Raw genomic sequence first — 25500 nt, forward strand, 5'->3', positions numbered from 1 at the left:
CCACCCACCCTTATCCTTCACCGGTGCAGCCGCTTCGCTCCTCGGACGAGGCCGATTTAACAACGGGCATGAAAACACTCACCCTAGAAGAATTCTACCAGGCCAAACTCAATTGGCTACCCGAAAACTTGCAACAGGACCTGGGCCACTTCAACGTGTTTCGGCTCGATGATTTTGTGGGACACAACGCCCAGCCAATCCCGTACTCGCGCAAGGATTTCTACAAAATCAGCCTCATCATCGGCCAGAACACGTACCACTACGCCGACAAGAGCATTGCCATTGAACAAAACGCGCTGCTCTTTGCCAACCCGCAGGTACCCTACGAATGGGAGCCGCGCAGCGCCCAGCAAAGCGGGTTTTTCTGCATTTTCACCGAAGCCTTTTTGCAGCGGTACCTGGGCAGCCAGCTCACCGACTTTCCCGTGTTTCAGCCCGGCGGCCAGCCCGTGTTCACGCTCACGGATGAGCAATTGGACGAAGCCCGCCGGCTTTTCCTCAAGATGTTCACGGAGTTGGATTCGAGCTACGTTTACAAGTACGACTTGCTGCGGGCCTACGTGCTGGAGCTGATTCACAGTGCCCAGAAGCTGGAACCCATTACCACGCTCTACCGCGAAAGCAACGCGGCCACGCGCATTGCCTCCCTGTTCACGGAGCTCCTGGCCCGGCAGTTTCCCATCGAGTCGCCGGGGCAGCGCCTGCGCCTGCGCTCGGCCCAAGCCTTTGCCGACCAGCTGGCTGTCCACGTCAACCACCTCAACCGGGCCCTGAAAGAAGTGACCGGCAAAACCACCACCCGCCTGCTGGCCGAGCGCCTCGTGCAGGAAGCCCGTGCCCTGCTGCAGCACACCGACTGGCCCGTCAACCTCATCGGCTACTGCCTGGGCTTCGAGGAGCCGGCTCACTTCAGCCATTTCTTCAAGAAAAATACCGGCCTACCCCCCCTGGCCGTGCGCACCGCTTAAGGCACCTCATCCGGGCGGCCCGTCGCAGGCTGCCAAGCGCGTCAGGAATGCCGTCTTGTTTGATTTGAGTAAGCAGTGGTTTGAAACTGACCATCCTACCCGTAGGGCAGTCCGTAATTTTGTATGGTTAAAGCGAGTTACCGCAGCCGGGTGGCCAACCGGGTGGTTGTGAACGCCTAGGGCCAAATTCAGCCTGTGCCAACCGCCTTGCCAGGCAACGTCCTTATCGGCTGAGGAATCCGACCTACACCTCGGACAATGCAGTAGCTACCTGCCCTTTACGCAGCTACCTGCTGGATTGGCTTACGTCAATAACCTAGCGGCTTTTTGCCAACCCATTGGCTGGCCGGCGGCGGATTTTACCGCTTCTTTTCACTTCACAAGCAGGCTGCTGTGCGGCCTGGCCGGGGCCGGCTATGGCCGCCCCCGGCGCCATCTTTTTCTCTTTTTTATGTCAGTTCAACAGAATAACATCGCCGGCAAAGTCATCGCCATTACGGGCGCCAGCAGCGGTATCGGCGAAGCCACTGCCCGCTTTTTAGCCAGCAAGGGTGCCCGCGTGGTGCTGGGCGCGCGCCGCACCGACAAGCTTGACGCCATCGTATCCGAGATTCAAGCGGCCGGGGGCGAAGCCCGCGCCACCGCGCTCGACGTGACGAAAAAAGCGCAGCTCGTGCACTTCATTGAATTCGCTCAAGCGCAGTTCGGCCAGGTGGATGTCCTCGTCAGCAACGCCGGCCTGATGCCCCTCTCAATGATGGAAAGCCTTAAAGTGGACGAGTGGGACCAGATGATTGACGTAAACGTAAAGGGCGTGCTCTACGGCATTGCCGCCGCGCTGCCCGTATTCAAGGCCCAGGACACCGGCCACTTCGTCAATATTTCGTCGGTAGCGGACCGCTGGGTCGGGCCCACGTCCACCGTGTACAGCGCCACTAAGCACGCCGTGCGCGTGATTTCAGAAGGCCTGCGCCAGGAAGTGAATGCCAGCATCCGCGTCACGCTGATTGCGCCGGGCGTAACCGAGTCGGAGCTGCCCAACACTATCTCGGACCCCGCCATGAAAAAAGCGGCCGTCGAGCAATTCCGCACGCACCTGCTGCCGGCCGAGGCCATTGCCCGTGCCATTGCCTACGCCGTGGAGCAGCCGGCCGACGTGGACGTGAACGAGGTCGTTTTGCGCCCGGCCGGTCAGAAAGGCTTTTAATTTCCTTGCGTCATGACACCTGCCAAAGATAAAATAGTGCTCATTACCGGCGCCTCCAAGGGCATCGGGCGCGGCATCGCACTGAAGCTGGCCGCGGCCGGCTACACGCTGGTGCTTAACTACTCCGCCAACGACGCGGCCGCCGAAGAAACCCGGGCCGCGGTGCAAAACCTGGGGGCCGAGTGCCTGCTGCTTAAAGCCGACGTGTCGCAAGCTAGCGGCGTGGAAACCTTGTTCCAGCGGGCCGAGGACCGCTTCGGCCGGCTCGACGCCGTGGTCTCGAACGCTGGGATGGAAATCATTAGCCGCCAGCTCTGGGACCATTCGGAAGCGGATTATGACCGGCTATTCGACCTGAACGTGAAGGGCACGTTTCACGTCCTTAAGCAGGCCGCTACCCGCGTCGTGGACGGGGGCCGCATCGTGGTTATTTCTTCTAGCAACACGCTGCACCCCATTGCGGGCATGAGCCTGTACGCCGGGACAAAGGCGGCCATTAAGATGTTTGCCGAGATTCTGGCCAAGGAAGTGGCCCCGCGCCAGGTCACGGTCAACAGCGTGTTGCCGGGGGCCATCGTGGGGGCCGGGGTCGTGGCGGAGCTTTCGGAACCGGAGCTGGCGGAGTTTGCCAAAGGCTCCCCGATGGGCCGCCTAGGCACGCCCGCCGACGTGGGCAACGCCGTGGCCTACCTGCTTTCCGCCGAGGCCGACTTTGTGAGTGGCCACCACCTGCTAGTGAACGGCAGCGCCGACTTATAGGCCCTGCTCGCCTAAAGAACCCTTGATTTTCAATTTCTTATTAGCTGTGAAGCAAGCCCCCCCGCAACCGAATAGCTCTGCCGCCCCGCATCCCTACGTGGGAATGTGGGTGACGGTCGACGGCCACATCCGCCACGAGCTGCTGCCCAACGGGCGCTACGACGAGGCCCGCGGCACCAGAAAAAGCGCCTACCAGGGCCGCTACGCCCTCACCGGTGACCACATCGACTACGTGGACAATACCGGTTTCACGGCCGATGGCGACTTCCGCCGGGACGTGCTCTACCACGCGGGCATGGTGCTTTATCGAGAACTAAAAAAGTAGCCCATTTGCTCCTCACAGGCGATACCGTGTTGACAATGAATCATCTAATGGACAATTGGGAACGCGCCGGTGTGCTCATCATGGGCGGGGTAATTGCTGGCGTAGGACCGCACATCATTACCTCGGCCGAAGACGACAAGTCCATTGTCATCAACTGCGAGGGGATGGTTATCCTACCCGCGACGGTGGACTACGCGGCACCAAGCAAAAGCAGTACGCTCACCGCTGACACTGCCGCGAATATCGCCGTGCTGAAGCTGAACAATCCCGTGCCGTACGCCACGCTGGCGGGGGTAGCCGCCAGCCACGACGTGTTGTTGCTCGACGGCCTAGTGCAGGGGTGGGCTGGCCAACCACTCGCTGCCCCTTCACCGCCCGTGGCCGGCCACGCCCTGCACAATAACCCCGCCGACAGCCAGCGCCGGGTAGGCCTGTGGGTGGACGGAAAGGACCTGATGAAGCAGGAACTGCTTCCCACTGGCCGGTACGACGAAGGCCGCGGCGACCGGAAAAGTGCGTATCAAAGCCGTTACTGGATAACCGGCAACCGCATTGATTACTTGGACGACCTGGGCTTTTGGGCTTTTGGCGAATTCAAAGGCGACCGGCTGAAGCCCGCCGGCTACCGACTAACGAAACGCGAATAATTCGCTCCGCCCTACCGGCTTCCGGCCGGTAGCGGCCGGAACGTGGACATCAAGTAAGGCGTGTTCCAACGCATCCCCCTCTCAAAATACGCTTATTATGACTCAATTGACAAATCAGGCCATCATTGAAGGCCTGTACGAAGCCGTTAACCAACGGAATTTTGATTACCTGGCTGCCTTGGGGGCGCCGGAAAGTGAATGGTTCGACGTGCCCTACAATTTCACGGACACGGGCGAGTCAGCTATCGTGCGCCCGTGGAAGGGCTGGTTCGATATATTCCCGGATTCGATAAGCGAAGTGCGGAGCATCGTGTCGCTCGGTGACCACGTGGTGGCCCAGGGCATCACGCGGGCTACGCAACGCGGAGTGTTCCCCTCGCCCGCCGGTGATTTGTTGCCCAACGGCGGGCGCATGGAAGTCTACTTCTGCGATGTGTACCGGCTGGCAAACGGGAAGATTATTCGCGCCGATTCTTACTTCGATTTTTACGGCATCCTGAAGCAGTTAGCCCCTGAGAAGGCATAGGCTTCAAGGCTAAACATTATGTGCGGCTCTGCGAATCGTTTAAACCGCGTTAGTAATAGTTCGGCTAGGATTGGTGAATGAAGTGCTAAACGGCTAATCCTTAGCTTTCATTCACCAATCCTGTTGACGCGGCAAGCCCGCCACGGCTCGTTTGAAAACTGGCTGACGCAGCGCCATCCGTTAGCCAAGGCCGAGTAGGTGCAGCTGTTCAAGCGCACGTTCCGCTTCACTGGCAGGGAAATCGTGGGCGAGTTTCTGATGAGCATTGGCTTTCCTGCCGCCAGGGTATTGGCTTGGCCGCCACGCCACCCCCTGCTTCTGCGAACGCATGAACCGACTTGATTTTATTACCTACACCGGCGGGCTCCTCGCCTCGGTGTTATTCACTCCTTTTCAAACTATGATACCTTCTGCGATGAGACCAGACGCCTACGAGGCCGTAATTGTGGGCGGCAGCTACGCGGGATTGTCCGCGGCGATGGCGTTGGGCCGGGCGCTTCGGCACGTATTAATCCTGGACAGTGGACAGCCTTGCAACTGGCAGACCCCCCACTCCCACAACTTGCTCACGCAGGATGGGGCTACCCCGGCCCACCTGGCGGCCACGGCCCGGGCGCAAGTCCTGGCTTACCCGACGGTTACGTTTCAGATGGGCACCGTCACCGCAGTCACCGGCGTCTCTCCGGCCTTCGAGGTGCATACGGCGGCCGGCGAAACCATCCGGGCCAAAAAGATTCTCTTTGCCACCGGCATCCGCGATTTACTGCCCGCTATTCCGGGCTTTGCCGAAAGCTGGGGCATCTCCGTTATTCACTGCCCCTACTGCCACGGCTACGAGTACCGCGCGCAGCCCACGGGCATCTTGGTAAACGGGGCCCCGGCCCTGGACTTCGGCCGGCTGATTCGCAACTGGACCAAAGACCTGACCATTTTCACCAACGGGGCCCCCACCTTTAGCGCCGAACACCACCAGCAACTGGCCGCGCTCGGTATCGGCGTGGTGAGCAAGGAAATCAAGCAGATAGTCCATCAGCAAGGCGTTATCCAGCACCTGCTCTTCACCGATGGCACCCAGCACCCCCTCACGGCCTTGTACGCCCGGGTGCCCTTCGAGCAGCACTGCCCCGCGCCACAAGCCCTGGGCTGCACCCTGACGGAAACCGGTCATCTAGCCGCCAGCGAATTTCGCCAGACCAGTGTGCCGGGCGTCTACGCGGCGGGGGACAACAGCTCGTTGCTGCGCTCCGTGGCCGGCTCGATTGCGATGGGCAACGTCGCCGGGGCCTTTATCAACCATGAACTCATTGCTGAAGGGGCCTAACAGGTTAATTCACAAATGACTTAATCGTACTTCCTGGTAAGTCGGCGTGGTGCGTGTTCCAGTTGAGCCCCGGCCAGGCAGACCCAGCCGAAATAGTAGCGCGGCGCGTTGTGCAACGCCAGCGTGGAAAGGAAGTAGCTCAACGTGTAATGGATAACATGAGTGAAACGAGGGGTTTGCCTCCGCATCCAGCGCCACCAGCCCCTGACCCTTGGTAGCAGGCAGCTGGCTTCGCCCGACTGGTTACCGGGGCGTTGGGAGCCGGCACCGCTCACCGGCGGCGGGGCCCTTACTCTACCTTGACGGTTACGGTCGTGCCGGGCGGGGCGTGGGTAAAGCGGGCTTTTTCAAATTTGGGCGGGCCGCTCAGGCCGCCCCGCGCGTCGTTGGTGGTGCCGTAGGCTTCTTTGGGCAGGCCGAGCAGGGTCGTGTCGAAGCGGTGGTTGTCGTTCTCGTCGTGAATGACGGTCAGCGCGTAAGTGCCGGCGGGCAGGTTTTCGAATACGTAGCGGCTGCTCGTCCCGATGATGGGCGCGCCGACAACGCGGACGGCCTTTTTTTCATCGGTGAGAAAGCCGTCCGCCGAGCGGTACAGCCAGTAGCGGGCCTGGCCATTGGTGTTCTTAAACTGGCGGACGTTGACCGTCAGCGGCGCGTGCTGGGCCAGCGCCGCACCCGTAGTCAACCCGGATAGCAGCCCAAAAAAGAGCATGTATTTTATAGTGAACAACTGATTTATAATTCTTTGCGGTTAGTAGAAAAACGAATAATTCCCGACCGGAGTCTGCCAGGCTTTTTCGCTCGCTACCGGATGACCAGTGAGTCGGCGCGCACGGTGTAGCCGGCAAAGTAGCCAACGGCTTTCTGGGGCGAATTGGCGTTCAGGTTGCGCACGTTGGTGCGCACGTTGGCCGGCGGCGGGGCAAACAGGCCGCCGTTGTTGAGCTGGGTGCGCACCTCGTTGAGGAAGTAGTAGTTGTCCGCCGTCAGGGCCTCGACTTCGACCCGCACTCGGTCGCCCTTGGCGAAGGGCGTCCCGCGGTCCGGGTTGGTGGTCAGCAGCAGGCCCCGGAAGTAGGTGCCGTCCACCAGGTCGTCCGAGCGCACCTGCAGGTCGGCGGGCTCGTTGCGCAGCACCCCGTTGCGAAACACCTTGAAGCGCACGTAGTCGCCCTTGCCGGCCTGCTCCTGGCCGTAGTAGTAGATGTAGTAGCCGTCGCGGGTGTAAGTGGGCTCGCCGTCGCGGTGGTACTCGGCGCGAATGCTGTCAACCGGCAGCGGGCGGCGCAGCTCGGTTTCGGCCTGGTAGTGCTCGCCCGCCGTCTCGATGGCCAGGGTGTAGCGGCCCCCGACGCGGCCGCGCACGGTGCCGCCGCTCACGTACACGCCGGGGCGCTGCTCGCGCAGCGTTTCCTGCGGCCCGTCGCTGCTGCTCAGCACCAGCCGGGCCCCGGTCACGGGCGGGGTGGCCTGGTTTTCAAAGTACGGGGCGGTACTGGTGAGCTTCACCACGTAGGGGCCGGGCTGGTCGGTCACGGCCCCGTCCACTACCAACAGGGGCGCGGTGCGGGGCACGGCCAGGTCCACGACGTCTTCGCAGCCGGTGAGCCCCAGGGCGGCGGCCAGGCCAAGGAAAGGGAGGAAGCGTTTCATAAGTAGCTGTTCATTAGACCCGTTAAAACTTGAAATTGTACGTGACCGAGGGCAGCACCGTGCCGAACACGGAGAGGCGCACGGCCTCGGTTTGCAGGGGGTTGTTTTCGTTCTGGCGCAGGTAGATGCTGTAGGCGTTGCGGCGGCCGTAGGCGTTGTAGAGCGAGAACACCCACTCGCCCTGCCAGCGGCGGCCGGCGTTCCGTTGCTGCTGCCAGGTGGCCGAAAGGTCGAGGCGGTGGTAGGCGGGCACGCGGTAGTTGTTGCGCACGTCGCCGTTCACGTTGGGCACAATTAGGCCCTGGTACTCGAAGCGGCTGTCGGGCATGGTGGTGGCAATGCCCGTGCTGTAGGTGAAGGCCCCCGACAGCGCCAGGCGCGCCGTGAGGGCGTAGCTGCCCACCACCGCCAGGTTGTGCGGCTTGTCGTATTTGGCCACGTACCAGTCGTTGTTGTTGATGCCGTTAATCCGCCGCTCGCTGCGGCTGAGCGTGTAGCTGACCCAGCCCGTGAGCGGCCCGTTGTTTTTCCTGAGGTAGAACTCGGCCCCGTAGGCGCGGCCCCGGCCGTAGAGCAGGTCGGCTTCGAGCCGGGCGTTGAGCAGCACGTTGGCCCCGTTGATGTAGTCAATCTGGTTGTCCAGCGTCTTGCCGTACACTTCCACGCTAGCCTCGTAGGCGTTGTTGTGAAAGTTGCGGAAGTAGCCCAGGGCCAGCTGGTCGGCGTGCTCGGGCCGGATGTTGTTGGTGCTCGGGCTCCACACATCGAGCGGCGAAGAGGCCGTGGTGTTGGAGAGCAGGTGCAGGTTCTGCACCGTGCGGGTGTAGCTGGCCTTGAGCGAGCTGGCCGCCGTGAGCGTGTAGCGCAGCGAGGCGCGCGGCTCCAGGTTGGCGTAGCGCTTCACCCGGTCGCCCTTCCCGTACTCCTGTTCGCCGACCAGCGCTTTCTGCACCCCGTCGGGGCCCGCGTACTCGGCGATGCGGCCCGGCCCGCGGTAGTCAAACACGCTCAGGCGCAGGCCGTACTGCCCGGCCAGGCGCGGGGAAAATACCTGCTCGTGGTCGAGGTAGGCGGCTCCCTCGGTGGCGCGCTGGTCGGGTCGCTGCAAGGGTTGGAAGATGGACGCCGGGTCGGTGGGCGTTACCTGGCCGGGCTGCACGGTGTACCAGGTACCACTGGCCCCGAAGCTGAGCGTGCTGCCAGCGGCGCGCTGGTACGTAAAATCCACCTTGCCCGTGCGGTTCAGGATACTGGATTGCCAGTCGAAGCCGGTAGTGCCGGTGGGCACGCCCAGGTGGTAGTCGTACTGGCTGGTCAGGGCCGTCACGTTCACCGCCAGGCGCGGATTGAACGCGTGGCTCCAGCGCACGGTGCCGAGGGTATTGCCGAAATCGGAGAGAAAAGAGCTGCCAAAATTGAACACGTCGCGGCCCAGGTAGCCCGACAGGTACAGGCCGTCGCGGGGCCCCAGCGTGAAGCTGGCCTTGCCCGTCAGGTCGTAGAAGTAGGCCGCGTTGTCGCGCTGCGCGGGCACCAGCTTCAGAAACACGTCGGCGTAGGAGCGGCGCCCCGCCAGGGCAAACGCGCTTTTGCCCTTCTGAATCGGCCCGTCCAGGGCCAGGCGCGACGACACGGTGCCGATGCCGCCCGACCCGCGCAGGCTGTCGGCGTTGCCATTTTTCAGGCGCACGTCCAGCAGCGAGGAGAGCCGGCCGCCGTACTGCGCCGGCAGGCCGCCCTTCACCAGCTTGATGTCCGATACCGCGTCGGGGTTGAAGATGGAAAACAGCCCGAACAGGTGCGAGCTGTTCATCACGGGCGCGTCGTCGAGCAAAATCAGGTTCTGGTCGATGCCCCCGCCGCGCACGTTGAAGCCGGCCGCGCCCTCGCCCACCGTGCTCACGCCCGGCAGCAGCAGCAGCGTGCGGATAACGTCGACTTCGCCCAGCAGCGCCGGCACCAGCCGTACCGTCTTCATGTCGAGGCGGGTCACGCCCATCTCCGTGCTCTGCACATTGTCCTCGGCCCGGCGGGCGGTGACAATGACCTCACCGGTGCTGACGCTCGCGGCCACCAGCTGCACGGTGCGGGTTAGGGGGCCGCCGGCCAGCGTCAGGGTTTCGGTCCTGGGCTCGTAGCCTACGAAGCTGTAAGTAACCACGTGCGTACCGGCCGGCAGCGCCAACGCAAAGCATCCCTGCTCGTCGGCCGCGGTACCCAGGCCCAGGGCTTTCACGACGATTGTCGCGCCAATCAGCGGCTGGCCGGCCGCATCGGCCAGGGTGCCGCGCAGGGTAGCGGCGGTTGTCCCCGCGCCGCGCCCCGGCGCCGTTTGCGCCAGCAGGGCCGCCGGGGGCAGAACCAGGCTCGCGGTCAGCAGCCAGGCGAAGGGGTAAACGGGAGGAGACATAATCCGGGGATAAAGGATAAGTATGGTCCAAAGCACGGCGGCGGGCTGATGCAGCGCCGAATTAAACCGGGCAAGCCGGGCAAACGGGAGGTGAAGCAGCGGGGACGGCATGTGAAAAAATGCGGTTGCTGCTTCGCGCGGCCCGCGCCTGATGCTGGGTCAGCAGGAAGGCGGGCGGCAAACCCACGGCTTTACCTGCCAAAGGCTTTCGGGAGGGGTAGGGAACCGCTTGGAACGACGACTTCCTCCGGCGTCCGCTTCGCCTGCGTCTGCGGGCGCTTCAAGCCGGCTTGCCCCGGCTTCCCCGCTTTAGTCACCGGGGGAGGCTCGGAATCCCGCTTTCTTTAACATGTCGAGCACGCTCCTGCCGCTTCAGCGGTGACCAAACCAGCGCGCCGGCCGCCTACCTTGTTGTTACCCATGAACCTGTTTGCACACTTGCCTGCCTACCTTCCCCGTATGCGCCAGGCTGTCCCGATTGCGTCCTCTGCCCCCAGTTGGCTGCCGGCGGCCCTGCGCGGGCCGTCCTGGTCGCTGCGGGAAGTGTGGGTGCGCTGGGCCAGCATCATCGGGCTGACTACTTTCTTCGTCGTCGCGCAGGCGGACTGGCACGGCCTGCCGCGATGGCAGGTGTGGAGCATGCTCTTGCTGCGCATCGCCACGAGCTGGAACGGCAACGCGCTGCTATTCTTTTACCTGCGCCGGCGCCTGCCGGGCTACGAGAACACGATGCGGCGGGTGCTGCTGGCCGTGGGGCTGTCGGTCGCGTTTACGGTGCTCACCAACTTCCCCCTGACCTGGCTGACCCGCTCCACCCTCGAACCCGGCCTGGCCTTCTGGCCCGCCTACTGGAAGTCGCTGCTGGGCTGCCTGCGCTTCGTGGTGCTGGCCACCAGCCTCTACGAGAGCGTGTACTTTTTTCACCAGTGGCGCCACACGGCCCGGCAGGCCGCCGGCTTCGCGCGCGAAAGCGCCGTGGCCCGCTTCGAGGCCCTCAAGCAGCAGGTGGACCCTCACTTTCTCTTCAACAGCCTCAACAGCCTGGCCGGCCTGGTCGGTGACAACGAGCCGGCGCAGGAGTTTCTGGGCAGCCTGGCCAGCGTGTACCGCTACGTGCTGCTGAGCAAAGACCACGCGACCGTGCCCCTGAGCCAGGAAATGGACTTCGTGGCGGACTACCTGAACCTGACCGCAGTTCGGTTCGGCGCGGCCGTGCAGGTCGTCATTCACCTGGCCCCGGAAGCCCTGCGCCAGCACGTGCCGCCCCTGGTGGTGCAGCTGCTGGTGGAAAACGCGCTGAAGCACAACGCCATCAGCGAGAAGTCGCCGCTGCGCATCACCATCCGCGCGGCCGGCGACGTGCTCCGCGTTTGCAATAGCCGGCACCACAAAACGGTGCTGGCGCAAACCTCCCGGCAGGGCCTGCAAAATATCGTCGCCCGCTACCAATTCATAACTGACCGGCCCGTCGGCATCGACCCGCGGGAAACGGAATTTGAAGTTTGCCTCCCCCTGCTCCCCGCCGCATGAACACTCTGCTGATTGAAGACGAGCGCCTGGCCGTTACGCACCTGCAAAACCTGCTGCGAAAGCACCCCGACGTGCGCGTAATAGGCGTGGTGGCGAGCGTGGCCGCCGGCATCGAGTGGCTGGGCAGCCACCCCGCGCCCGACCTTATCTTTTCCGACATCCAGCTGGAAGACGGCCTCAGCTTCGAGATTTTTGATGCCGTGCCGGTGCGGGCCCCCCTCATCTTCACCACTAGCTTCAACGAGTACGCCCTCAAAGCCTTCCAGCTGCTGAGCGTCGACTACCTGCTCAAGCCCATTCAGGCCAAGGACCTGGCCCGGGCCCTGGAAAAGCACGCCTACTGGCTAACCCAGGCCCCCGCCCCCCAGCAGCCGGGCGGCGAGGCCCAGCTGCTGAAAATGCAGCAGCTGCTGGCCCAGTTTGCCCCCGCCCAACCCAGCTACCGGCAGCGCTTCCTTATCACGGCCGGCGAGCAGCTGCTGCCCGTGGCCGTGGAGGAAATCGCCTACTTCTACACTTTGAATGAGGTGGTGTACCTCGTGCGCCACGACGGCCGCAAATTCACCCTGGAGCACACCCTGGAAAAGCTGGAGAGCCTGCTCGACCCGGCTACGTTCTTCCGGCTCAACCGCCAGTACCTGGCCTCGCTCAAAGCCATCGGCAAGATACACAGCCACTTCCTGGGCAAGCTTAAGCTGGAGCTGCTGCCACCCCGCCCCGACGAGGTGCTCGTCAGCCGCGACCGGGCCCCGCTGTTCAAGCGCTGGCTGGAGTGAGGCCGCTGGCCAACGGGCCACAAGGGCGCGGTTATGCTGCCTTCGTAGCGCTATTCCGGCCCGGCCACTCGTGGCCTTAGTTAGAAGTTTGGTCCAAAAATCGCGTTTGCACGGGCGCAGTGGCGCAAGGCACCGGCTCTTTTATCTGGGTCCCGACCAAATGTACTTTGGACCGGGACCCTAGCCATCAACAGGGGGAACCGCCGGTTACGCAAGGCCGCCAGCAAATAATCGCCGCTAGCGCTGCTTCGACAGGCCAAACGTTCCCACCAGCGAAAGTTGCGCGCTGAGGTTGTTCAATTCCTTGGCGGCCACCGGCAACCGGTCGTTGTCGAAATAAAGCTGGTAGCCGGCCCCAGCCTCCAGCGCTACGTACTTGCTTAGGTGGTAGCCAATGCCGGCCTCCGCGCCCGCCGTAAAGAACGCTGCCCGTCCGTCCGATGCCCCGTTTTCAAGGGTGCCGTCGCGCCGGGACAGGCGGCCGATGCCCGCCTTGAGGCTGCCCTGCGTGTAGGCTTTGGGAGAAAAGCGCCATTTGCTGCCGCCGGTCACGGCGTACTCGGAAAGCCGCGTGTTACCCGAACCGAATTCCGCGTCGGGGAGCAGATTGCCGGGCGCGACGCTGGTCAGCTGCGTGAAGCCAAGCAGCCAGGTGTCGTTGAACACCAGGTTCACTTTGCTGCCCAGGGCGTAGTAGTCGGCCACGCGGCTGGAGCCGGCATGAAAGCGGTAGTTGTTGACTACTCCGATGGACAAAGCGACGCGCGGAGCGGGCTCCTGGGCCAGGGCGAACTGGGTCGTTGCGAGTGCCGCGAGCAAGGTTAATAAATTGGTTTTCATGATGTTTTCCTTTTAGTTAAGTTGACATTACAAAAGTAGAAACCCTCTTGCTGCGTTGCACACGGCTTTTGACCAGCCGTCCGTATCTGGTGACGAACGGCCCCCGGCAGGCTCCTTTTTGACCAACTGCCCGTGGGCAGTGACGAACCGTTTGCGGCCCCTGGCCCACCGCCCGTTCTTTGCGCGGCATTCCCTGCTGCCCGTTATGGAAATCCGACAACGAATTAGTGCTTTCTTCTGGGCCTTTCTTTTTCTGGCCCTTTTGCTCCAGCTCTCCACCAGCAAGGGCATGCCGTTCGGCACGGCCTTGCTGTACACCCTGTCGGTGCTGGCCACACTGGGGCTGTATTTTCACTACGCCTCGCGACCCGCCTTTAAGCGCTTCATTGCCCGGCGCCGCACCGCAGTCCGGCTGCTGCTGCTGCTGCTGGCGTGCACCGCCCTGGCGCTCGCACTGGCCGCCCAGGGCTACGTGCTGGCCCAGCTAACCATGCCCGCCCACCTGGCCCGCGTGATGCTCAACGACTCGTTACCAGCCTTTTTTGGCCTGTTCACCCTGAGCGGCTTCGTTTCGTGCCTCCATTATTTATTTGGCAAATACCAGGAGTCGCTCATGCAGGAAAAGGAGCTGGAAGTACTCAAGCGCACCGCGCTGGAAATGGAGCTGCATCTATTGCGCAACCAGCTGAGCCCGCACTTCACCTTCAACGTGCTCAACAACCTGCATTTCCTCATTCACAAGGACAAAGACGAAGCCTTGTACCTGCTTTCCACCTACAGCAAAATACTGCGCTACTACGTGTATGAGTCGCGCAAAGCAGCCATTGCCTTCGGCCAGGAAGTCGCCTTTCTGCACGAATATTTCAAGCTCCAGCTCAAGCAGCGCGCTGGCGAGCTGGAAATTGTGTTCGATGCCACCGACTACGACGGGCGGTTTTGCATTGCCCCGTTCATCCTGGCCACTTTCGTGGAAAACGCCTTCAAGCACGTACTGCCTAATGATGCCAAAGCGCACTACGTCCGGCAAACCCACGCGCTGACCCCGGATGGCCACCTGACGTTTGAGATAAGCAACACGTTTAGCGCCGCGCGCGAGGCCGCGGAGTACAGCGGCCTCGGCCTGAAACACGTACAGGAAACCCTAGCGTTGGCGTATCCCGATGCCCACCGGTTGCAGTTGCAGCAGGAGAACGGCGTGTTTGCCGTGAAGCTTGAACTAGCGCTAGAGAAATGCTGAGGTGCCTGGTTATCGACGACGAGCGAATAGCCCGCGAGGGCTTGCTGGAATTTATCAAGCAATTCGATTTCCTGGGCGTGGTGGGCGACTACGCCAACGCGCTGGAATCCCTCGACCTCATTCGAAACAAGGAGGTTGACTTGATTTTTCTGGACATCGAAATGCCAGGCATCAAGGGCATCCGGTTTGCCGAGATGATAGGCGACCTGCCCGTCATGATTATTTTCACCACGGCTTACGCCGAATACGCACTGAAGGGCTACAAGGTCAACGCCATCGGCTATTTGCTGAAGCCGATATTCTTCGAGGACTTTGAAAAGGCCGTGCTGAAAGCCAAAACCTGGCACGAGCTGCGGCACGCCGAGGATAGTGCGTCGGAATACCTGTTTTTCCGGGAAAATGCCGTCTCGCACCGCATCGTCATCACGGATATCGTGTACGTGAAAAGCCTGCAAAATTACGTGCAGCTGTTCCTGAAAGATAAGCGGGTTGTCATCGTGCACACAACCCTAAAAGCCATCCAGGAATTATTGCCCGCTCAAAAGTTTATTCAGCTTCACCGGTCTTACCTGGCGCAAAAAGCCTGCATTACTTCGGTTGACGGGCAATTTGCGCATGTTCCGTCGGCTGCCTTGCCGATAGCGCGGGACCGCAAGCAGCTGCTGGCGGAGCTGCTCACGCAACGCGAAGCCGGGGACCGGTAGCCAGCTACGGTAGTACCATCTCTGGCCCAGGTCCGAAGGTTGGCGGCACAGTTGAGCGAGTTGCTTCCCAACACGGTAGCTCCACGCTGGAATTCGGCATTCAGCGCCTCTCCGGGCCTAAGAAAGTAGTGCTTCGGATTCTGACAGGACGGGCTTTGCCTCTGCCAGCGGAGAATCAGCCGGGCCAGCCGGCGCTGCTGCCTGGGCCTGGCTCTTGATGTAGTGCGCGCGGCCCCAGAGGTAAAGTGCGTCGAGGACGGGCTGCAACGTCTGGCCGTAAGCGCTCAGGCTGTACTCCACCCGGGGCGGGACTTCGGCGAATACCTCGCGCCGAACCAGGCCGTCCTTTTCCAGCTCTTTGAGCTGCTGGGTCAGCACCTTTTGCGAGATGTTGACGCTCCGTTGCAGCGCCCCGAAACGCAGGGTCCGGTCCCGCAAATGGAGCAGGATACTGGTCTTCCACTTGCCGCCGACGGTGCCCACACTGGCGGAAATGGCGCAAGTATACACTTCTTTCAAATTACTTTCACACATAACACATTGATTTATAGCATTAGTTACCCCAGGGAAACAACCTGACAAAAAGGTGCCTACTTGCCAAAGGTACGCTAAGCCGCGCACCTTTGCACCCGTCAGCACCACGGCTTGCCCTTACCGCCGCAGCGGTCGGGCCGCCGGTTCGGGCGGCAGTTCTTTTTTCTTTTGCCATTTCCAATCATGTCTAATATAACTTTCTCGCCGGCTCAACTGGGTCCGCTCACCCTCGCCAATCACCTCGTGATGGCCCCCATGTCCCGTTCGCGGGCCGTGGGCAACCTGCCCAATGAGTCGATGGTCGACTATTACCGCCAGCGCGCCTCGGCTGGCCTGCTCATCACCGAAGGCGCGGCCCCGGCGGCCGATGGCCTGGGCTACACCAACATGCCGGGTTTGTTCACGCCGGAGCAAGCGGCGGGCTGGCGGCGCGTGACGGACGCGGTGCACGGGCGCGGCGGCCACATTTTTGCCCAGCTGATGCACGCCGGCCGCATGTTTCATCCCCTCAACCTGCCCGCGGGGGCCGAAGGCGTCGCCCCCTCGGCCATCGCGGCGGCCGGCAGCATCTGGACCAACCAGCAGCAGATGCAGCCCAACGGCACGCCCCGCGCCCTGGGCCTGGCGGAACTAGGACGCGTGCGCGACGAGTTCGTGCGCAGCGCCCAACTAGCCCGGAAAGCCGGTTTTGATGGCGTCGAGCTGCACGGGGCCAACGGCTATTTGCTGGAATCGTTTCTGCACCCCACGGCCAACCAGCGCACGGATGCCTACGGCGGCAGCGTGGCCAACCGGGCCCGCTTTGTGCTCGAAGTAGCCCAGGCCGTGGCGGCGGCCATCGGCCCCGAGCGCACCGGCATCCGCCTCTCCCCCTGGGGCGTGTTTGGCGGGCTGGAGCATTACCCCGAAATCGACGAAACCTACGCCTACCTGGCCACGGAGCTGCAAAAAATCGGCCTCGTGTACCTGCACCTGGTCGACCACGCCAGCATGGGGGCCCCGGCCGTGCCGCCCGCCACGGTGGCCGCCATCCGCGCCCGTTTCACCAATACGCTCATCCTGTCCGGGGGCTACCACACGGTGGCGGGCATCGAAGCGGCGCTGCACGGCCCGGCCGATTTGGTGGCCATCGGCCGGCCCTTCATCGGCAACCCCGACCTGGTGGAGCGCCTGCGCGACGGGGTGGCGCTGACCGAGCCCAACCCGGCCACGTTTTACGCCGCCGCCGCCAGTGGCCCGGCAGAGGGCTACACCGACTACCCCAAGGCCAATGGCCAGCCGGCCTAATTTCTGGGGTAGTTGAGCGGTAGCATCGATGAAAAGAGCAGAACAAAAGGGAGAAAAGCCACCAGCGTAAGCTAGGTGGCTTTTCTCCCTCTTGTTTGGTTACACAATGCTACGTTGCCGAACCGCTCTCAGAAAGGGGAGGGTTTTGGCGTCGGTTGCTGGCGTCGGCGGGTTTGGCCCGTGACGTGCCCATCGGTGCGGGATGGGCGGCGGACATCCCGCATAGCAGCTTGATTTGGTGTGTGTTGGTGCCTGTTGGCCTTAGAACAGGCACGGTCAACCATTTTACATTCGTAGTGTTACCTACTGCACATGTTAGCTCTTAGCACCTATACCTACACCTCCGAGATGTATGAGCGCCCGGCGCTTGCAAGCAGTGCCGCGCTGTCCTGGCCGGGGGTGCGTCTGGAGCGTTACCAGTTGGAAGCGATGACCATGCCGGCGCATTTTCACGCGCAACACCTGCTGCTCGTGCACCAGGGGGTTCAGCCCGTGGTGTCCAGCCGCCACACCGGCCGCCGCGTGGAGACGGACCAGTTTCGGAGCGGGGACGTGGGCTTGTACCCCGGCGGGGAATACGGCCCCTTTGACTGGAACGGCCCGGTGGACCTCATTCACGTGCACCTGGATGCGCTGGCCCTGGAAACACGGGCCCGCCGCGACCTGTACCTTACCCATTTTGCCCTGCGCGACCAGTTTCGATGCGAGGACGGCCTGCTGGCCCAGCTGGGGCAGCAGCTGCTGGCCGCCGCCGGCCGCACCCACACGATTGGGCAGCTGTACGCCGAGTCGCTGGTTACGGCGCTCAGCTACCACCTCATCGAGCACCACGCCACGTTTGAGCGCCGCTTGGCCGGCGAAGCCGGGGGCCGGCTGTCGGGGGCGGTGCTGGCCCGCCTCGATGCCTACCTGGAGGCGCACCTGGAGGCTCCTATTACCTTGGAGGTACTGGCCGGCCTGGCCAATTTAAGCGTCTTCCACTTCGCCCGCCGTTTCAAGCACACCACCGGCCGCACGCCCTACCAGTACGTGCTCGACTGGAAAATCCGGCGCGCCCGCACCCTGCTGCGGGCCGGCGAGCTGCCCGTGGCCGCCATCGGCGATGCCCTGGGCTACGCTTCGCCGGCCCATTTCGCCACCGCCTTCAAGCGGGCGGTGGGCCAGAGCCCGCGGGAATTTCAGCGAAGCTAGGGGGCCCTCAAAAAGCGCAAGAATGTGTAAGTAGCGGGCAAGAATCGGGCATCCGGCCGGAAGCGGCTAGCAGACCTTTGAGGTAGTTAAAGCCGCTCCAAACGGCGGCCCCATCCTCATTTCCTGCTCACATGAATCCCCCTCTTATTGTGGTAGCCGGTGCTACCGGCGACCTGGGCGGCCGCATCACCAAGGCCTTGCAGCAGCGCGGCGCGGCCGTGCGGACGCTGGTGCGCCCCCAAACTGACCAACCCAAGGTTGAGGCCCTCGCGCACTTGGGCGTGGACGTGCGGCGCGTTGAGTTCGCCGATTCGGCCGCCCTCACCCGCGCCTGTGCCGGCGGCAGCTGCGTGGTGTCTGCCCTGGCGGGCCTGCGCGAGGTCATCGTGGACGCCCAAACGCAGCTGCTAAACGCCGCCGTGGACGCCGGCGTGCCCCGCTTTATTCCGTCCGACTTTGCCAGCGACTACACCCAGCAGGCCCCCGGCACCAACCGCAACTTCGACCTGCGGCGCGAGTTTCAGGCCCGCCTCGACCAGGCACCTATTCGGGCTACGTCCATTCTCAACGGGGCCTTTGGCGAAATCCTGGCGTACAACATTCCGCTGCTCGACTTCAAGCAACAGCAGGTGGGGTACTGGGAAGACGCCGACTGGCGGATTGACTTCACGACGATGGACGACACGGCTGCCTTTACGGCCGCCGCCGCCCTGGACCCGGCCACGTCCCGCTTCCTGCGCATCGCCAGCTTTCAGCCCAGCCCGCGCGAGCTGGCCGCCGTGGCCGAAACGGCGGGTAAAGGCCGGTTCAAGCTGGTCCGGCTCGGCTCCCGCACCGACCTGGACGCGGCCATCCGGCACGCCCGGGCGGCCAACCCGGCCGGCGAGCAGCAGCTCTACGCCGACTGGCAGCAGATGCAGTACCTGCGGAGCATGTTCAGCGTCCAGAATACCTCCCTCGACAATGCCCGCTACCCGGACCTAACCTGGTCCAATCTCCCCACCTTCTTAACTGCTTAACGCCATGCAACCCCTCCCAACCACTTTCCCGACCGACTACTCCGACGAGGCGCTCATCCAGCACCTGCCCGGCTTTGCCAACCACTACGCCACCGTCAACAGCGTGCGGCTCCATTACGTCGAAGGCGGCCAGGGCCCGGCCCTGGTGTGCCTGCCGGGCTGGCCGCAGACCTGGTATTCGTACCACCCCGTCGCCGCCGGGCTGGCCCGGCACTACCGGGTCATCATCGTGGACATTCGCGGCATGGGCAGCTCCGAGAAGCCCGCCACGGGCTACGATAAGAAAACGATGGCCCAGGACGTTTACGAGCTGCTGCGCCACCTGGGCCTGGAAAAGGCGTCGCTGCTAGGGCACGATATCGGGGGCATGGTGGCGGCCAGCTTTGCCTTCAACCACCCGGAAGCCACCGAAAAGCTCATCCTGGCCGATGGAGCGCACCCCAGCGAAGGGATGCGGCAGATGTCGCTGCTGCCGGCCCCCGGCGCCTTCACTGAAAAGATGGACGGGCAGCAGCCCTACACCTGGTGGATGGCCTTCAACCAGGTAAAAGAGCTACCCGAGCAGCTGCTGGCCGGGCGCTTTCAGTACCTGCTGGACCACCTCTTTCACTACGTGATGCTGGACGACCGCCACATGTCGGCCTTCGACCGGGCCGTGTACGCGGCCGTTTACAATCAGCCCGAAAACATCCGCGCCTCGAATGCCTGGTACCAGGCATTCGACCAGGACATTGCGGATGCCACTACCTACGCGCGCCTCACGATGCCGGTGCTGGGCATTGGCAGCCACGTGTCGTACAGCTACTTGCAAATGAGTTTGCCTTACGTGGCCGAAAACGTGCAGGTCGTTGGCATCCTGGACAGTGGCCACTACATGTTTGAGGAAAAACCGGCGCAAGTGCTGGAGGCCATCTTGAATTTTGGCCTTGGTGAAAAGGTCGGTACAGAAGCTGCACCGCAACGCGAAGCGGGCGGGCAGTAAACCGAGCGCCGGCAGGTAGCCGCCATCGCTGCCAGCTCGCCCGTGGGTTGGCGGCGATGGCGGCTACCTCTCCGACCACGCACGCAAACACCTCATCCGGGACCCTCCTGGCCTTCCACGGGGAATAGATGGCTACCCTGCCCGTTTGATTTCAACCAGCTTTCAACCAAAGCCTACTTCGGGTCAGCGGCGTTGTTCGTAGGCGCGTAGGCCTTGGCTCGGGCCAGAAAGCTCTTCTCGCTCAGCTGGTTTTCTACTTCTGTAAGGGCCGCCAGGAGGTTATGCGGCGTATCGAGCAACTCGGTGGCGGCCGCGGCAATCATGTGCCAAACCGGCTGCATTTGGCGTAGCAGCGCTTCGCCCTTCGCGGATAGCTGTATCAGGCGCTTCCGCTCATCCTGCTTATCCTTTTTGGAGCGCACCAGCTTTTCCTTTTCCAGCTCTTTCAACAGCGTGATGGTGGAGGGATGCGTGTAGCCAATTTCTGCGGCCAGCTCCAGCACGCTCAAAACGGGTTTGTGATGCAGGATGTAGAGCACCGGAAACCACTTAGGCTGAAAATCTATCCCGTTTTCCTTGTACACCAAAAATCCGTCGCGGCGAATCTGTTCGCTGAGGCGCAGCAACCGGGTAGCAATGGCGAGGGGACCGGATTCGTCAAGCAGGCTCATACCGATTGGTCGTTAAGCATTCAGATGCAAGTGATAGTACACATTATCGGACGGCATACGCGGAAAATAGGCCGGCATTTCTTCGCTTTCCCGCCGCTCAAAGCCGATGCGCTCATAAAACCGATGCGCGGCTTTGAGCACATCCACTGTGCTCAGGTACACCTCCGTGATACCCTTCGCGCGACAATCGATTAGCAGCGTATTCAACAAAAGTGCGGCAATACCTAGCTCTTTGCCCCGGTACTCTTTTTTGACAAACATCTTTCGAATGGCGCAGGCGTGGTGCCCGGTGGCAATCATGCCGATGGTCCCAACCAATTCGTCGGCTGATTTCGCCCCCCAGAAACCCCCGCCAGTCCGGTGGTAAAACGCTTCCACGTCCAGCAAATCGGGTTGCCCTTCCAACGTTATGGGCACGTTGAATTCAATTTGCTGAATGGGCAATATCAAGCCCTGGATTTGGGCAGAACTGTCGTTGAAGAGGGGAGTAATCGTGAGATTCGGAGGCATGATAGTGTGGGTTAAATGCTTAGTTGAAAACGAATATACGCAGAAATAATTTACGTAGCCAACAACGTAGTAAGCTACCATTAGATTCACCAACCGTCCTGCTGGCGTTTGCAAAGCGGTGTGCTGCGGTGTTTCGCACGGCGGCTGACTCCCCACGGGCACACCGCCGGGAAGTGCTCACCTGCGCTACGCGCGCAAGGAAGGGCAGCAGCTGGCCGATACCTGCAAACGACTGGTGCAAAATGCGCTTCAGGCATTTGGGCCTTGATTGTGTGCTATTCATACTTTTTGGTTTGAATCGTGTTTTTTACCCCTGCCGGGCAAGGGGACCTTTGTAGCGTCGATGGCACCGGGCGAAAGCGGCCCCGGCCCGCTGGTTTTTGCGCAGCGGGTCGGGGCCGGTAGGCCAGGTCGCCATTCCGACGGACAGCAGGACGATTTCACCAGGTAATCCCCCAACCAACCTGGCCACAGCAACAGAAAAAACAGCAATGCCAGTGGGCGCTGCACGCCCCCACGCACTCGAAAAAGAGGCCCCTGCGCCCCAAAAAGCAGCGGCGCGGCCGGCCGGTACCATGCAGGCCATTCAGCTGCACGCGTTCGGCGGGCCGGAAGTGCTGCGCTACGAAGCGGCCCCAATTCCCGCGCTGAAGCCGGGGGAGGTGCTCGTGCGCGTGCACGCCATTGGCCTCAACCCTCCCGACTGGTACCTGCGCGACGGTTACCAGATGCTGCCGCCCGAGTGGCGGCCGGTGGTGGCCTTTCCCCTCATTCCGGGGTCGGACGTGCCGGGCTTTGCCGCTGGCGACGGGTGCGTGTCGTCGTCGTGTGCCGGTAGATGGGCATCGGGGGGCCACCTACTACAACCAGAAAAAAAGCACGGCGGGTTTGGCGTACCCGAGCTGCGCCGATTCAAGCAGCTGCAGAGCGTGCTCAAACTAACGTTTTAAAGCCCGTGTGGCGTCGGCGTGTGGCTCAGCGCTCATCGACGCTTACCGTAGGGGTCGCACTAGAGCAAGAACGGAAAACAACGCTAAGGATGGAGCGCATCAAAAAGGGTGGGGCAGTGGGGCTAAGCGGCCAGCGGAAGCTCTCCCGCTGGCCGCTTAGCCCCACTGCCCCATCCGTACACGCTACGCCTTGCCAAGGACTACGCCGCAGGCGCTGTGACCGCCAGCCGCTGGTGATAATGCCGGGGAGAGTAACCGATGATGCGTTTGAAGGCGGTACTGAAAGCAGATTCCGACTCATACCCCAGGGCCTGGGACAACTCGGTCAGGGAGGCCGTGGAGGACGTTAGCCGTTCTTTGGCCAGCTGCATGCGCCAGTGGGCCAGGTAGGTGAGGGGCGCCTGCCCGACCTGCTGGCGAAAGTGTACCGCAAAGCCCGTCCGCGACATGCCGGCTTGCTGGGCCAGCGCCTGCACGGTCCAGCGCTGGCCGGGCCGCGCGTGGAGGGCCGTGAGCGCCGCTTGCAGCCGCGCGTCCGCCAGCGCGCCCAGCCAGCCCGTGCCGCCCGCCGTCATGTGCAGCCGCAAGACCTGCACCAGCAGCAGGCCCGCGAGCTGCTGCGACAGCACCAGGCCGCCGGGCCGGGGAACGGTTACTTCCTGCCGCAGCTGCTCCAACGTCCAGCGCAACACGGCCTTGTCGGCCGCTGCCTGAATATGGACGACCGGCGGCAGTACGTCCAGCAGCCAGGTGGCCTGCTCGGCGGCGAGGGTGAAGAAACCGCCCAGAATCAGGATATCGCCCCCGCCCTGGTACACGGTCGTGCCCCCGGTCGCCCCACCGGGCACCAGGGAAAAGACGTCCACGGCGGGCAAGGCCAAGTCGGTGCCCGCCCGGAAGGCCCGCCCGCTTGGCAGCAGCAGGCAGTCGCCGGCCTGCACCCACAGCGGCTCGGCCACGCCCTCGACGGCCAGCCAGCACGCGCCCGTGGCCACCGTGTAAAACTTGAGGCTCCCCAGGTGCGGACCGAATGACAAGCACCAGTCGCCCCCGGCCGCGAAGCCGCCATACAGGTAGCTGCGGATTTTGAGCAGCGCCAGCACGTCCGATAAGGCGTCCATCAAGGTAAATTTTGTACGATGGCAAATATACTCTGAACGATGACGCATCCATCATACAAAGCGGGCCTCCTACTTTTGCTCGCACTTGGTACCTGGCAAAACAGCGCCGCCGGGCGCTGCTGGTTGCCCCAGGGACTTCCGGCTAGTGAATCAACCACCCGCAACCTAACCCGAAACGACATGACGCAGCCAACCTACACCTACCTCATCTTTGGCGGTACGGGCCGAACCGGAAAACATTTCATCGAACTCGCGCTTCGCGAAGGTCATCGCGTGCGAGCCTTGGTTCGAAATCCGGAAAAACTGGAAATGCAGGACCCTAATTTAGCAGTAGTAGTCGGCACGATTCCGGATTACGAGCCGCTTGATGCCCTGCTCAACGGAGTAGATTTTGTGGTGAGCATGCTCGGCGATGCCCACCGGCAGCAGCGGGAAAACGTCAACACGGCGTTCGTCAAACGATTAATCCCCGCGATGCGTCGCCAGGCCGTCAAGCGCTTCCTCTATCAGGCGGGCGGCTTCACCCGGCCCTACCAGCAAGCCCTGCCGTTGATGAGTTGGGTACTAAAACAGACGCTCGTGCGCTTTTCCGGCCTACTGGGGCAGCACCGGGACAATGAGGCGGTGCTGGCTTACTTGGTAGAGGAGGCGATGGATATCGACTGGATGGTACACCGGGCCAGCCTGTACGGCGACAAACCTTCCCAGGGAACGTTGAAGCGGTCCAAAACGAAGTTCAGTATCGCCTGTTTTGTGGACTGCGCCCGGTATAGCTACACGCTTTTAAGCGATACGTCAGCCATTCACTCGTACGATTTGAGTTATTACCAGCACTAAGGCAACTTGCCGGGTACATGATGAGGCGGTCGGGTAAACCCTAGCAGCACAAGGAGTCGCACGAGCGTAGGAACGGCAATGACGTTAAAGTTGGGTGTTATTAAACAAACAGGGCAAATCCTCCAACTAGATTAAAGGAGACGCGCGGGGGGGGGGCGGACACCAGGAGACCACGTAAAAACCCGTTTATTGGATACAAAGGCATTTTTATAGTCAAGCGAAAGCAGATTTTTAGCTCGTTGTTTGACCTCTTTATCAGGCTTTTAACCAGGACTAATCGTGCGTTGAGAGCGAACTCAACATTCAGTGCTGCCACTGATGCCTCTGCGCAGTTGACGAAATAACTTTGCCAGTTACAGCAAGGGTTGCCAGCGCGTTGAGTATGCGCGCTTAGTGGTAAAGAGCCAAGGTATAGTATATGAAGTACGTGGTTGTAGGGTTGATAATTATGTCAGGGCTTATCTTTCTCTTGCTGCAAAAGCAAGAGGCGGCAGGTACCACGCGGCTTCCCTGTGGGGTGCCCGCCACTCAAGTGAACCCGCTGCATAGAGATACTTTACACAAGATGCAGGTTCCCACGCGGCACTCAACCAAAACTGAGAGTGTGCCGTTGACCATTGATGCGTTACACCGGTGGCCAACAGGCAAAGTCACTGTGTATTTTATGGACATTTATGACTATGAGCTGATTACAAAAGCGCTCAATACGGCCAATGAATGGTCGGCCTATGGGAATATAAAGTTTATCTTAACCACCAATAAAGCCACATCCGATATCCGCGTTGCTTTCCGAGCGGGCAACGGGTATTTATCCGCCGTCGGGACGCACGCGACGGAGGCAGCATATGTTAACCACACCACTATGTGGTTACAAAACCTGGATAAGCAACCGAAGGACGAGTTCAAGCGGGTTGTGCTGCATGAGTTTGGCCATTCCATTGGGTTGCTGCACGAAATCCAAAGCCCAGCAGCGGCTTCTATCAAATGGAAAGTACCGGAAGTCAATGCGCATTTCAAAAAACTATATGGCTGGGAACCGGACAAAGTGTATACCAACGTCCTGCAAATCGTGCCAACGAATGCCTACACCAAGTTTGACCCGCTTTCTATTATGGTGTACGCCATACCCAAAGAGCTGACTACTAATCTAACAGCAGATATCGAATGGCCCACCGCGCTGTCAAAAATCGACAAAGAGACCATTGTCACCTACTACCCATTTTAAAAAAGCTGAGGCCAGGCACAATACTTTTAGAATCATATGGGCCGTTTTTGCTCTTTTCCTGTTAGCGGGTCCAGTATGTGCTCAAATGGCTTCGTCCTCCATTACCGTCGACTTTCTGCACCTGCCGACCACACCCGGCACGACGCGCGTTCAATACGGCGAGAAATACCGCTTTTGAGGTGGTCTAGCTAAGCCGCACAGAGTTGGGACGTAGTTTGAAAATGGGTTTCGAAGTGGTTGGGGGCGAGATAACCGAGGGCCGAATGCCGC

The 25500-nt window shown here is 61.7% G+C and carries 26 protein-coding genes; 18 read left to right on the forward strand and 8 right to left on the reverse strand.

The features are described 5' to 3' along the window. The first annotated feature begins 68 nt into the window (after positions 1-68). The 7 genes from HNP98_RS19710 to HNP98_RS19740 all read left to right on the forward strand — a co-directional run bounded on the left by HNP98_RS19710 (position 69) and on the right by HNP98_RS19740 (position 5753). Positions 69-968, forward strand: coding sequence for a helix-turn-helix domain-containing protein (locus tag HNP98_RS19710; RefSeq protein WP_173811905.1), 900 nt, complete (start codon positions 69-71; stop codon positions 966-968). Positions 969-1419: 451 nt separating this feature from the next. Further along, positions 1420-2175 carry an SDR family oxidoreductase gene (locus HNP98_RS19715; protein WP_173811906.1) on the forward strand — a complete coding sequence of 252 codons (756 nt, stop codon included), beginning with the start codon at positions 1420-1422 and terminating at the stop codon, positions 2173-2175. Positions 2176-2187: 12 nt separating this feature from the next. Next, the gene (locus HNP98_RS19720; RefSeq protein ID WP_173811907.1) at positions 2188-2934 is read left to right on the forward strand and encodes an SDR family NAD(P)-dependent oxidoreductase; all 747 of its coding nucleotides are present in this window, start codon (positions 2188-2190) and stop codon (positions 2932-2934) included. 46 nt (positions 2935-2980) lie between these two features. Further along, positions 2981-3259 (forward strand): Atu4866 domain-containing protein, encoded by a 279-nt coding sequence (locus HNP98_RS19725; protein WP_317171156.1) that lies wholly within the window; start codon positions 2981-2983, stop codon positions 3257-3259. Positions 3260-3306: 47 nt separating this feature from the next. Continuing rightward, a complete protein-coding gene (locus tag HNP98_RS19730) occupies positions 3307-3906 on the forward strand; it encodes an Atu4866 domain-containing protein (protein ID WP_173811908.1) in 600 nt (199 codons plus the stop codon). Between the two features lie 97 nt (positions 3907-4003). Next, a complete protein-coding gene (locus HNP98_RS19735; protein ID WP_173811909.1) occupies positions 4004-4432 on the forward strand; it encodes a nuclear transport factor 2 family protein in 429 nt (142 codons plus the stop codon). 415 nt (positions 4433-4847) lie between these two features. Further along, the gene (locus HNP98_RS19740) at positions 4848-5753 is read left to right on the forward strand and encodes an NAD(P)/FAD-dependent oxidoreductase (RefSeq protein ID WP_173811910.1); all 906 of its coding nucleotides are present in this window, start codon (positions 4848-4850) and stop codon (positions 5751-5753) included. A gap of 289 nt (positions 5754-6042) precedes the next feature. Here the strand turns inward: HNP98_RS19740 and HNP98_RS19745 are convergent, their stop codons facing one another. The 3 genes from HNP98_RS19745 to HNP98_RS19755 form a co-directional block, all read right to left on the reverse strand. Continuing rightward, positions 6043-6438 (reverse strand): DUF2141 domain-containing protein, encoded by a 396-nt coding sequence (locus HNP98_RS19745; protein WP_173811911.1) that lies wholly within the window; start codon positions 6436-6438, stop codon positions 6043-6045. A 119-nt stretch (positions 6439-6557) separates the two neighbouring features. Next, positions 6558-7406: a DUF4249 domain-containing protein gene (locus HNP98_RS19750; protein WP_173811912.1), complete on the reverse strand. Its 849-nt coding sequence runs from the start codon at positions 7404-7406 to the stop codon at positions 6558-6560. Positions 7407-7428: 22 nt separating this feature from the next. Continuing rightward, positions 7429-9816 carry a TonB-dependent receptor gene (locus HNP98_RS19755; RefSeq protein ID WP_173811913.1) on the reverse strand — a complete coding sequence of 796 codons (2388 nt, stop codon included), beginning with the start codon at positions 9814-9816 and terminating at the stop codon, positions 7429-7431. 459 nt (positions 9817-10275) lie between these two features. On the opposite strand from HNP98_RS19755, the gene HNP98_RS19760 reads away from it, so the two are divergent. Both HNP98_RS19760 and HNP98_RS19765 read left to right on the forward strand, forming a co-directional pair. Further along, positions 10276-11346 carry a sensor histidine kinase gene (locus HNP98_RS19760; protein ID WP_173811914.1) on the forward strand — a complete coding sequence of 357 codons (1071 nt, stop codon included), beginning with the start codon at positions 10276-10278 and terminating at the stop codon, positions 11344-11346. After that, a complete protein-coding gene (locus HNP98_RS19765; RefSeq protein WP_173811915.1) occupies positions 11343-12122 on the forward strand; it encodes a LytR/AlgR family response regulator transcription factor in 780 nt (259 codons plus the stop codon). The genes HNP98_RS19760 and HNP98_RS19765 overlap by 4 nt, the downstream gene beginning before the upstream one ends. 237 nt (positions 12123-12359) lie before the next feature. Here HNP98_RS19765 and HNP98_RS19770 read toward each other — a convergent pair whose 3' ends face one another. Beyond that, complete coding sequence (locus tag HNP98_RS19770) at positions 12360-12962, reverse strand: hypothetical protein (RefSeq protein ID WP_173811916.1); 603 nt, start codon at positions 12960-12962, stop codon at positions 12360-12362. A gap of 262 nt (positions 12963-13224) precedes the next feature. Here HNP98_RS19770 and HNP98_RS19775 point away from each other — a divergent pair, with 262 nt between their 5' ends. Then, positions 13225-14199: a sensor histidine kinase gene (locus HNP98_RS19775; RefSeq protein ID WP_173811917.1), complete on the forward strand. Its 975-nt coding sequence runs from the start codon at positions 13225-13227 to the stop codon at positions 14197-14199. Beyond that, positions 14193-14903: a LytR/AlgR family response regulator transcription factor gene (locus HNP98_RS19780; RefSeq protein ID WP_173811918.1), complete on the forward strand. Its 711-nt coding sequence runs from the start codon at positions 14193-14195 to the stop codon at positions 14901-14903. Before HNP98_RS19775 ends, HNP98_RS19780 begins: the two co-directional genes overlap by 7 nt. A gap of 117 nt (positions 14904-15020) precedes the next feature. On the opposite strand, the gene HNP98_RS19785 is transcribed toward HNP98_RS19780, so the two are convergent. Then, complete coding sequence (locus HNP98_RS19785) at positions 15021-15413, reverse strand: winged helix-turn-helix transcriptional regulator (protein WP_317171158.1); 393 nt, start codon at positions 15411-15413, stop codon at positions 15021-15023. Positions 15414-15620: 207 nt separating this feature from the next. Between HNP98_RS19785 and HNP98_RS19790 the strand changes: the two genes are divergently transcribed. From HNP98_RS19790 to HNP98_RS19805, 4 genes are all read left to right on the forward strand, one after another. Next, on the forward strand, positions 15621-16724 hold the full coding sequence (locus HNP98_RS19790) for an alkene reductase (protein ID WP_173811920.1): 1104 nt from the start codon (positions 15621-15623) through the stop codon (positions 16722-16724). Between the two features lie 312 nt (positions 16725-17036). Next, the gene (locus tag HNP98_RS19795; protein ID WP_173811921.1) at positions 17037-17915 is read left to right on the forward strand and encodes a helix-turn-helix transcriptional regulator; all 879 of its coding nucleotides are present in this window, start codon (positions 17037-17039) and stop codon (positions 17913-17915) included. 131 nt (positions 17916-18046) lie between these two features. Next, on the forward strand, positions 18047-18934 hold the full coding sequence (locus HNP98_RS19800) for an NmrA family NAD(P)-binding protein (protein WP_173811922.1): 888 nt from the start codon (positions 18047-18049) through the stop codon (positions 18932-18934). Positions 18935-18938: 4 nt separating this feature from the next. Next, positions 18939-19916 carry an alpha/beta fold hydrolase gene (locus tag HNP98_RS19805; RefSeq protein WP_173811923.1) on the forward strand — a complete coding sequence of 326 codons (978 nt, stop codon included), beginning with the start codon at positions 18939-18941 and terminating at the stop codon, positions 19914-19916. A 173-nt stretch (positions 19917-20089) separates the two neighbouring features. Here the strand turns inward: HNP98_RS19805 and HNP98_RS19810 are convergent, their stop codons facing one another. Together HNP98_RS19810 and HNP98_RS19815 are read right to left on the reverse strand one after the other, a co-directional pair. Further along, positions 20090-20587, reverse strand: coding sequence for a MarR family winged helix-turn-helix transcriptional regulator (locus tag HNP98_RS19810; RefSeq protein WP_173811924.1), 498 nt, complete (start codon positions 20585-20587; stop codon positions 20090-20092). Between the two features lie 12 nt (positions 20588-20599). Next, complete coding sequence (locus HNP98_RS19815; RefSeq protein ID WP_173811925.1) at positions 20600-21097, reverse strand: GNAT family N-acetyltransferase; 498 nt, start codon at positions 21095-21097, stop codon at positions 20600-20602. A 497-nt stretch (positions 21098-21594) separates the two neighbouring features. Here HNP98_RS19815 and HNP98_RS21615 point away from each other — a divergent pair, with 497 nt between their 5' ends. Beyond that, a complete protein-coding gene (locus tag HNP98_RS21615; RefSeq protein ID WP_217425845.1) occupies positions 21595-22047 on the forward strand; it encodes an alcohol dehydrogenase catalytic domain-containing protein in 453 nt (150 codons plus the stop codon). Positions 22048-22247: 200 nt separating this feature from the next. Here HNP98_RS21615 and HNP98_RS19825 read toward each other — a convergent pair whose 3' ends face one another. Beyond that, entirely contained in the window at positions 22248-23168 is a 921-nt protein-coding gene (locus tag HNP98_RS19825; protein ID WP_173811926.1) for an AraC family transcriptional regulator, read from the reverse strand. A 180-nt stretch (positions 23169-23348) separates the two neighbouring features. Between HNP98_RS19825 and HNP98_RS19830 the strand changes: the two genes are divergently transcribed. Together HNP98_RS19830 and HNP98_RS19835 are read left to right on the forward strand one after the other, a co-directional pair. Beyond that, positions 23349-24005, forward strand: a complete 657-nt coding sequence (locus HNP98_RS19830) for an NAD(P)-dependent oxidoreductase (RefSeq protein WP_173811927.1) — start codon at positions 23349-23351, stop codon at positions 24003-24005. Positions 24006-24423: 418 nt separating this feature from the next. Further along, a complete protein-coding gene (locus tag HNP98_RS19835) occupies positions 24424-25230 on the forward strand; it encodes a M12 family metallopeptidase (RefSeq protein WP_173811928.1) in 807 nt (268 codons plus the stop codon). Positions 25231-25500: the final 270 nt, after the last annotated feature.

The organism is Hymenobacter caeli, assembly GCF_013294115.1.
GTDB lineage: Bacteria > Bacteroidota > Bacteroidia > Cytophagales > Hymenobacteraceae > Hymenobacter > Hymenobacter caeli.

Bases quoted from the DNA above. Each gene is read 5' to 3' on its own strand.
- HNP98_RS19795 (WP_173811921.1), top strand. From the start codon at position 17,037: ATGTTAGCTCTTAGCACCTATACCTACACCTCCGAGATGTATGAGCGC.
- HNP98_RS19715 (WP_173811906.1), top strand. From the start codon at position 1,420: ATGTCAGTTCAACAGAATAACATCGCCGGCAAAGTCATCGCCATTACG.
- HNP98_RS19750 (WP_173811912.1), bottom strand. From the start codon at position 7,406: ATGAAACGCTTCCTCCCTTTCCTTGGCCTGGCCGCCGCCCTGGGGCTC.
- HNP98_RS19720 (WP_173811907.1), top strand. From the start codon at position 2,188: ATGACACCTGCCAAAGATAAAATAGTGCTCATTACCGGCGCCTCCAAG.
- HNP98_RS19735 (WP_173811909.1), top strand. From the start codon at position 4,004: ATGACTCAATTGACAAATCAGGCCATCATTGAAGGCCTGTACGAAGCC.
- HNP98_RS19765 (WP_173811915.1), top strand. From the start codon at position 11,343: ATGAACACTCTGCTGATTGAAGACGAGCGCCTGGCCGTTACGCACCTG.
- HNP98_RS19730 (WP_173811908.1), top strand. From the start codon at position 3,307: ATGGACAATTGGGAACGCGCCGGTGTGCTCATCATGGGCGGGGTAATT.
- HNP98_RS19835 (WP_173811928.1), top strand. From the start codon at position 24,424: ATGAAGTACGTGGTTGTAGGGTTGATAATTATGTCAGGGCTTATCTTT.
- HNP98_RS19805 (WP_173811923.1), top strand. From the start codon at position 18,939: ATGCAACCCCTCCCAACCACTTTCCCGACCGACTACTCCGACGAGGCG.
- HNP98_RS19755 (WP_173811913.1), bottom strand. From the start codon at position 9,816: ATGTCTCCTCCCGTTTACCCCTTCGCCTGGCTGCTGACCGCGAGCCTG.
- HNP98_RS19825 (WP_173811926.1), bottom strand. From the start codon at position 23,168: ATGGACGCCTTATCGGACGTGCTGGCGCTGCTCAAAATCCGCAGCTAC.
- HNP98_RS19770 (WP_173811916.1), bottom strand. From the start codon at position 12,962: ATGAAAACCAATTTATTAACCTTGCTCGCGGCACTCGCAACGACCCAG.
- HNP98_RS19760 (WP_173811914.1), top strand. From the start codon at position 10,276: ATGCGCCAGGCTGTCCCGATTGCGTCCTCTGCCCCCAGTTGGCTGCCG.
- HNP98_RS19810 (WP_173811924.1), bottom strand. From the start codon at position 20,587: ATGAGCCTGCTTGACGAATCCGGTCCCCTCGCCATTGCTACCCGGTTG.
- HNP98_RS19815 (WP_173811925.1), bottom strand. From the start codon at position 21,097: ATGCCTCCGAATCTCACGATTACTCCCCTCTTCAACGACAGTTCTGCC.
- HNP98_RS19780 (WP_173811918.1), top strand. From the start codon at position 14,193: ATGCTGAGGTGCCTGGTTATCGACGACGAGCGAATAGCCCGCGAGGGC.
- HNP98_RS19830 (WP_173811927.1), top strand. From the start codon at position 23,349: ATGACGCAGCCAACCTACACCTACCTCATCTTTGGCGGTACGGGCCGA.
- HNP98_RS19740 (WP_173811910.1), top strand. From the start codon at position 4,848: ATGAGACCAGACGCCTACGAGGCCGTAATTGTGGGCGGCAGCTACGCG.
- HNP98_RS19710 (WP_173811905.1), top strand. From the start codon at position 69: ATGAAAACACTCACCCTAGAAGAATTCTACCAGGCCAAACTCAATTGG.
- HNP98_RS19790 (WP_173811920.1), top strand. From the start codon at position 15,621: ATGTCTAATATAACTTTCTCGCCGGCTCAACTGGGTCCGCTCACCCTC.
- HNP98_RS19800 (WP_173811922.1), top strand. From the start codon at position 18,047: ATGAATCCCCCTCTTATTGTGGTAGCCGGTGCTACCGGCGACCTGGGC.